This window comes from Streptomyces brasiliensis (assembly GCF_014647875.1).
Classification (GTDB): domain Bacteria; phylum Actinomycetota; class Actinomycetes; order Streptomycetales; family Streptomycetaceae; genus Streptomyces; species Streptomyces brasiliensis.
In genome coordinates, this window is sequence record NZ_BMQA01000148.1 from 1 (window position 1) to 6,900 (window position 6,900).

Here is a 6,900-nt window from a genome sequence, read left to right on the forward strand (position 1 = left end):
CAGCTCCACCAGCGGCAGCATCTCCGGCGAGATCCGCTCCGCACCCACCGGAATCAGGTTGTCCGGCACGTCCACCGAACCGACACCACTGGCCCTGGCCAACCCGGCCGGCGTCGGTGTCTCGAACAGCGCCCTGATCTTGACTTCCGTGCCCAGCCTGGACCGGATCCGCGAGAGCAGCCGGATCGCGAGCAGCGAATGTCCGCCCAGCTCGAAGAAGCTGTCGTCCACTCCGACCGTGTCCAGGCCGAGGACCTGGGCAAAGATCTCGCAGAGCCCGGCCTCGGTCGCGTCCGCCGGTTCCCGACGGCGGGCGCCTGCCGTGGCGTCGTCGGGGGCGGGCAGGGCCTTGCGATCCAGCTTGCCGTTGGCTGTCAGCGGCAGCCCGTCCAGCGTGACGAACGCGGCCGGGACCATGTGCTCGGGCAACCGGCCCGCCACGAAGCCGCGCAGTTCACCGGCGTCCACGCCGCTATCGGCATCCGCGGGCGCGGGCACCACGTAGGCGACCAGACGCTTGTCACCCGCGGTGTCCTCGCGGGCGATCACCGCGACCCGGGACACCTCCGGATGCGCCGACAGGGCAGCCTCGATCTCACCGGGCTCGATCCGGAACCCGCGGATCTTCACCTGCTCATCGGCCCGGCCGAGGAACACCAACTGGCCGTCCTGCGTCCACTTGACCAGGTCCCCGGTGCGGTACATCCGCTCACCGGCTCCGGTCCCGAAGGGGCAGGCCACGAACCGCTCACCCGTCAGACCCGCACGGCCGACATACCCGCGCGCCAGCCCGGCACCCGCCACATACAGCTCCCCGGGCACACCCACCGGCACCGGCCGCAGCGCCCCATCGAGCACGAACAGACGCGTGTTGGCTATCGGCGTGCCGATCGGCACCACTCCGCCAGCCACCACCTGCGGCGACAGTTCGCCCGTCACCACCCCGACCGTGGTCTCGGTCGGACCGTAGTGGTTGAACACCCGCCGACCACCAGCGGCCGCCGCCTGCACCAATTCCTTGACCCAGCCGGCCTGCGCGGCCTCACCACCCAGCACCACGGACCCGGCCGGCAGCAACGCCTCGACACCCACCGCGGCCGTCAAGGTCGCCAGATGCGAAGGCACCACCTTGATGTGGTCGACCCGCTCCTCGGCCACATACCGCGCCACCGCCTCCGGATCCGTCGCCAACTCGGCGTCCAGTACGTGGAGTTGTCCGCCTGTGACCAGGCTCGCGAACACCACCGTGTTGCCCAGGTCGGTCACCTGCGCCTGCAACAGCGCATACCGCGCCCCCGGCACATCCCAGCCCAACCGCCCCGACACCGACGACACATAGTTGGCCAGCGACCCATGCGTCACCGCCACACCCTTCGGCACCCCCGACGACCCCGACGTATAGATCACATACGCCAACCCGGCCGCATCCACGACGGGCAGCACCCCGCCCGGCGACGACTCCCCATAACCGTCCAGCCGTAAAGCAGTCGTCGGGTCGTCGAGGACGAGCGTCCGCGCCTGCCCGAACGACAGACCACCGAGCGCCTCCTGGGTGCCCAGCACCAGCCGCACATCGCTGTCGGCCAGCATGAACGCCACCCGATCCGCCGGCAGCTCCCCATCAACCGGCAGGTACGCCGCGCCCGCCTTCCACACCGCCAGGATCGCCGTCACCATCTCCACGCCACGCGGCAGGCACAAGCCCACCACCGACTCCGGGCCCACGCCCAGATCACGCAGATGGCACGCCAGACGACCCGCCCGCGCATCGAGCTCACCGAAGGTCAGACGGACATCGCCGGACACCACCGCCACCGCGTCCGCGGCCGCCCGCACCCGCTCCTCGAAGGCCTCCACCACGGACACACCCACCGGCTCCACCGCAGTGTCGTTCCACTGCACCAACAGCCGGTCCCGCTCCTCGGCATCGAGCACCTCGACCGTGTGCACCGCGACGTCCGGGGCCGCCGCGACTGCGTCGAGCACCCGCATCAACCGGCCGGCGATCGCCTCCGCCGAAGCGGCGTCGAAGAGGTCCGTGGAAGCCATGACCGACCCGCGCACCCCCGCGGGCTGTCCCTCCGCGTCGAACTGCTCCCCCACGGCCAGATGCAGATCGAACCTGACCGGAACGGTGACCGTCTCGTCGGAGGGCTGCGCGGTCGCGGGCGGCCCGCCCCTGCTGGTCTGCACATCGGTCAGGTCCAGCGCGGAGCGACGGGTGTTCTGCATGGTGAACATGACCTGGAACAGCGGATTGCGGCTCTGCGACCGTTCAGGGGCGGTCTCCTCCACCAGCCGTTCGAACGGCACATCCTGATGTGCCAGCGCGTCCAGGCTCGCTTCGCGGACGCGCCTCAGCACCTGCCGGAAGTCCGGGTCGCCCGACAGGTCCGTACGGATCACGAGCGTGTTGACGAAGAACCCGACCAGGCCCTCCAGCGCCTCGTCGTTGCGGCCCGCGATCGGGGACCCGATGGGAATGTCGGTACCGGCCCCGAGCCGGGACAGCGTCACCGCCAGCGCGGCCTGCAACACCATGTACAGCGTGGCGCCCTCGGCCAGGGCCAGTTCCGACAGCCGCCGGTGGACGTCGGCCGGAACACGCAGCGGCACCCGGTGCCCGCGGTGTCCGGCCACCGCCGGGCGCGGCCGGTCCACCGGCAACGGCAGTTCTTCCGGTGCCCCTGCCAGCGTCCGTCGCCAGTACGCCACTTGCTGCGACAGCAGGCTCTCCGGGTCCGCCGCGTCGCCCAGCAACTCGCGCTGCCACAAGGTGTAGTCGGCGTACTGCACCGGCAACGGCTCCCAGTCGGGGGCCTGCCCGTGCTGGCGCGCCGCGTACGCCGTCGACACATCGCGGGCCAGTGGTGCCATCGACCAGCCGTCGCCGGCGATGTGGTGGACCAGGACGACCAGAAGGGACTGCTGCGTGTCCGTGCGGAAGAGCCACGCACGGATCGGCATGTCGGCGGCCAGGTCAAAGGTGCCCCAGGCGACCTCGTCCATCGCCGCCGTCAATTCCTCGGTGGCGACGTGCCGCACCTGCAGCGCCCAGTCGAGGTCTGCCGGAGCCAGGATGTGCTGGTACGGCTCGCCGTCGGAGACCTTGCAGAGCGTACGCAACGACTCGTGGCGGATGATCACGTCGCGCAGGGCCTCGTCCAGCGCCTCGACGTCCAGGTCTCCGCTGAGCGAGACGGCCAGCGGCACGTTGTAGGTCGGGCTGGGGCCCTCGAGCTGGCTCAGGAACCACAGCCGGCGCTGTGCGAACGACAGCGGAATCATCACTGATTCTCCTCACGCATTGGACGAAGTGCCGGTCGAGTCGTCTTCTCGCTGCCCAGCTTCGCTGCGAGCGCCGCCGGAGTCGGTGCTTCGAATAGGGTCCGGATCTTGACTTCCATGCCGAGCCTGGCTCGGATGCGGGACAGCAGACTGATCGCGAGCAGCGAGTGCCCGCCCAGTTCGAAGAAGCTGTCGTCCACCCGGACCGAGTCACGTTCGAGCACCTCCGCGAACACCTCGCAGAGGACTGCTTCCTTCTCGTTCGCAGGCTCTCGTTCAGTTGCCCCGGCCGCCGTGTGCTCCGGCGCCGGCAAGGCTGTTCGGTCGAGTTTCCCGCTGCTGGTCAGCGGCAGTTCCGTCAGCTCCACCACCGCGGCGGGCACCATGTACTCCGGCAGCAGCCGTGCGAGGTGTCGGCGGATGTCGGCGCCGCCTTCGTCGTCGCCGTCGTGGGCGGGAACGATGTAGGCGACCAGCCGGGGGTCGCCCGGAACATCCTCGCGTGCCATCACAGCGGCCCGGGAGACACCGGGGTGGCTGCGCAGCGCCGTTTCGATCTCGGCGGGTTCGATGCGGAATCCCCGGATCTTGACCTGGTCGTCGGCGCGCCCGACGAAGACCAGCCGGCCGTCGGACGTCCACTTCACCAGGTCCCCGGTCCGGTACATCCGCTCGCCCGCGGATCCGAACGGGCAGGCCACGAACCGCTCCCCTGTCAGCCTGGGCCTGCCGACGTAGCCGCGGGCCAGTTGGGCGCCGGCGGCGTACAGCTCGCCGACCACTCCGACCGGTACCGGCGCCAGTTGGTCGTCCAGGACGAACACCCGGGTGCCTTCGAGCGGTGTGCCGATCGGCACCACACCGTCGGCGAGTGTCTCGGTGGTCAGCCGGGCGGTGGCGATGCCGACCGTGGTCTCCGTCGGCCCGTAGTGGTTGTGGATCTGCCGGTCCCCGGCCTCCCGCACCAGCTCGCCGACCCATGCGGCGGGGGATGCCTCCCCACCGAGCACCAGCGACCGGGCCGGCAGCAGCTCCCGCACACCGGCCGCGGCGGCCAAGGCGGCCAGGTGTGAGGGCACCGCCTTGACGAAGTCGATGCGGTGCTCGTCCAGGTATCCCGCGACCGCATCGGCGTCCATCACCACGGCGTCGTCCAGCACATGCAGCTGACCGCCGGTGACCAGGCTGATGAAGACGACCGTGTTCCCCAAGTCCGTCACCTGCGGCTGCAGCAGCGCGTACCGCGCTCCCGTACCGGACCATCCGAGACGGGCCGACGCCGACGCCACATAGCCGGCCAGGCCGCCCTGGGTGACCGCCACGCCCTTGGGTGTGCCCGTCGATCCCGATGTGTAGATCACGTATGCCAGTTGCTCGGGGGCGGACGTCACCGGCGGCGCGTCCTCGGGACATCCGGCCGTCAGCCCCGGCTCGTCCAGCGAGACGGTCGTGACACCGGCCGGCGCCTCGAGCGGTTCCCCGGCTTCCGTGGCAGCGGTGAGTACCAGGTGTGCTCCGCTGTCGGCGAGCATGAAGGCGGTCCGCTCGGCGGGCAGCTTGGGGTCGATCGGCAGGTAGGCCGCACCGGCCTTCCAGACCGCCAGGATCACGGTGATCGTCTGGAGACCGCGGGGCAGGCACAGTCCGACCACGCTCTCGGGGCCGACACCGAGGTCACGCAGATGGTGGGCGAGCCGGTTGGCCTCCGCGTCCAGCCTGCCGTACGGCACCGGGACGCCGTCGGCCACCACTGCTGTCGCCTCGGGGTCGGTCACCACCCGCTGCTGGAACTGCTCGACGACCGTCGACTCCGGGGGTGCCTTCGGGGTGCCGCTCCAACGGTTCACCAGCAGGTCCCGTTCGTGCCCGTCCAGGATGTCCACCGCGTGCAGCGGCAGGTCCGGTGCCGTGGTGACGGCCTCCAGTACCCGGAGGAACCGCTCGGCCATCCGGCTCGCGGCCGGTGTGTCGAACAGGTCGGCGGTGAGGGTCAGTCCGCCGCGCAGTCCGGCGGGCCGGCCGTTCTCGTCCAGTACCTCTGTCAGCGACACGAAGAAGTCGTATCGACCGGGTGCCGCGGCGGACTCGTCGAGCACGGCCCCTCCGCGGCCGGTGTGCAGACCGGGCAGGTCGAGAGAGGCGCGTTCGTTGTTGTGCAGTGTCAGCATCACCTGGAACAGCGGATGCCGTCCCAGCACCCGCGAGGGCGCGAGTTCCTCCACGAGCCGCTCGAAGGGTACGTCCTGGTGAGCGAGCACCTCGAGGCTCGTTTCCCGTACCCGGCCCACCAGTTCCCGGAATCCCGGATCGCCGGACAGGTCGGTCCTGATCACCAGGGTGTTGAGGAAGAACCCGACCAGGTCGTCCAACGCCTCATCGGTGCGGCCCGCGATCGGGGACCCGATCGGTATGTCCGTCCCGGCCCCCAGCCGCGACAGGGTCACGGCAAGGGCGGCCTGCACCACCATGAACGTCGTCGCGCCCTCGGCGCGAGCGAGGTCGAGCAGCCTCCGGTGGACTTCGGCCGGCACCTCCACGGGTGCCCGGTGCGCCTGGCGCCCGGCCACGGCCGGGCGAGCACGGTCGACCGGCAACGGCAGTTCTTCCGGTGCCCCGGCCAGCGTCCGCCGCCAGTAGCCGACCTGCTCGGACAGTGGGCTGTCGGGGTCGGACTCCTCGCCCAGCACGTCGCGTTGCCAGAGGGTGTAGTCGGCGTACTGCACCGGCAGGAGCTCCCAGTCGGGGGCCTCGCCGCGGAGCCGTGCCGCGTACGCCGTCGACACATCGCGGGCCAGCGGCGCCATCGACCAGCCGTCGCCGGCGATGTGATGCACCACGACCACGAGGATGCGGTCATCGGGTCCGGCTTCGAACAGCCATGCCCGGATGGGCAATTCGGCGGCCAGCACGAACGTGTGCCGCGAGGCCTGCGCCACCGCCTCGCCCAGGCCCTCGGACGCCACCTGGGACACCTGGAGGTTCCAGTCGAGTTCCCGCGGGTCGAGGATCCGCTGGTACGGCTCGTCGTCCACCGCCGGGAAGAGCGTCCGCAGCGACTCGTGCCGGGCGATCACATCGCGCAGCGCGGCGTCCAGCGCGGCGACGTCCGCCTCACCACTCAGCCTGATCGACACCGGGATGTTGTACGTCGGGCTCGGGCCCTCCAGTTGGTCCAGGAACCACAACCGCCGCTGCGCGAACGAGAGCGGCACCCGCTCCGGACGCGTCTCCGCCGCCCGCAACGGTGTCCGAGCCTGGCCCGCCTCGGTCAGTCGAGCGGCGAGTCCGGCCACCGTCGGCGCCTCGAACAGCGTGCGCAGCGGCAGCTCGACCCCGAGCACGGCACGGATCCGCGACACCAAGCGCACCGCGAGAAGTGAGTGCCCGCCGAGCAGGAAGAAGTCGTCGTCGACGCCGACCGTGTCGAGTCCGAGAACGTCGGCGAACACGCCGCAGAGGATCTCCTCCTGCACCGTCGCCGGTCCCCGGCTGCCCGCACCCATCTCGTACTCGGGCATGGGCAGCGCTTTGCGGTCCAACTTTCCGTTGACGGTCAACGGCAGCTCGTCCAGCGTGACGAAGGCGGCGGGCACCATGTACTCCGGCAGCCGT

The 6,900-nt window shown here is 70.6% G+C and carries 2 protein-coding genes; both read right to left on the reverse strand.

The genetic code is table 11. The features are described from left to right. A partial coding sequence (locus tag IEZ19_RS48765; protein ID WP_189317797.1) for a non-ribosomal peptide synthetase occupies nucleotides 1-3,288 on the reverse strand: 3,288 nt, incomplete at its 3' end. Next, nucleotides 3,288-6,900: non-ribosomal peptide synthetase (locus tag IEZ19_RS48770; RefSeq protein WP_229841715.1), on the reverse strand; the 3,613-nt coding region annotated here is incomplete at its 5' end. The genes IEZ19_RS48770 and IEZ19_RS48765, both read right to left, overlap by 1 nt.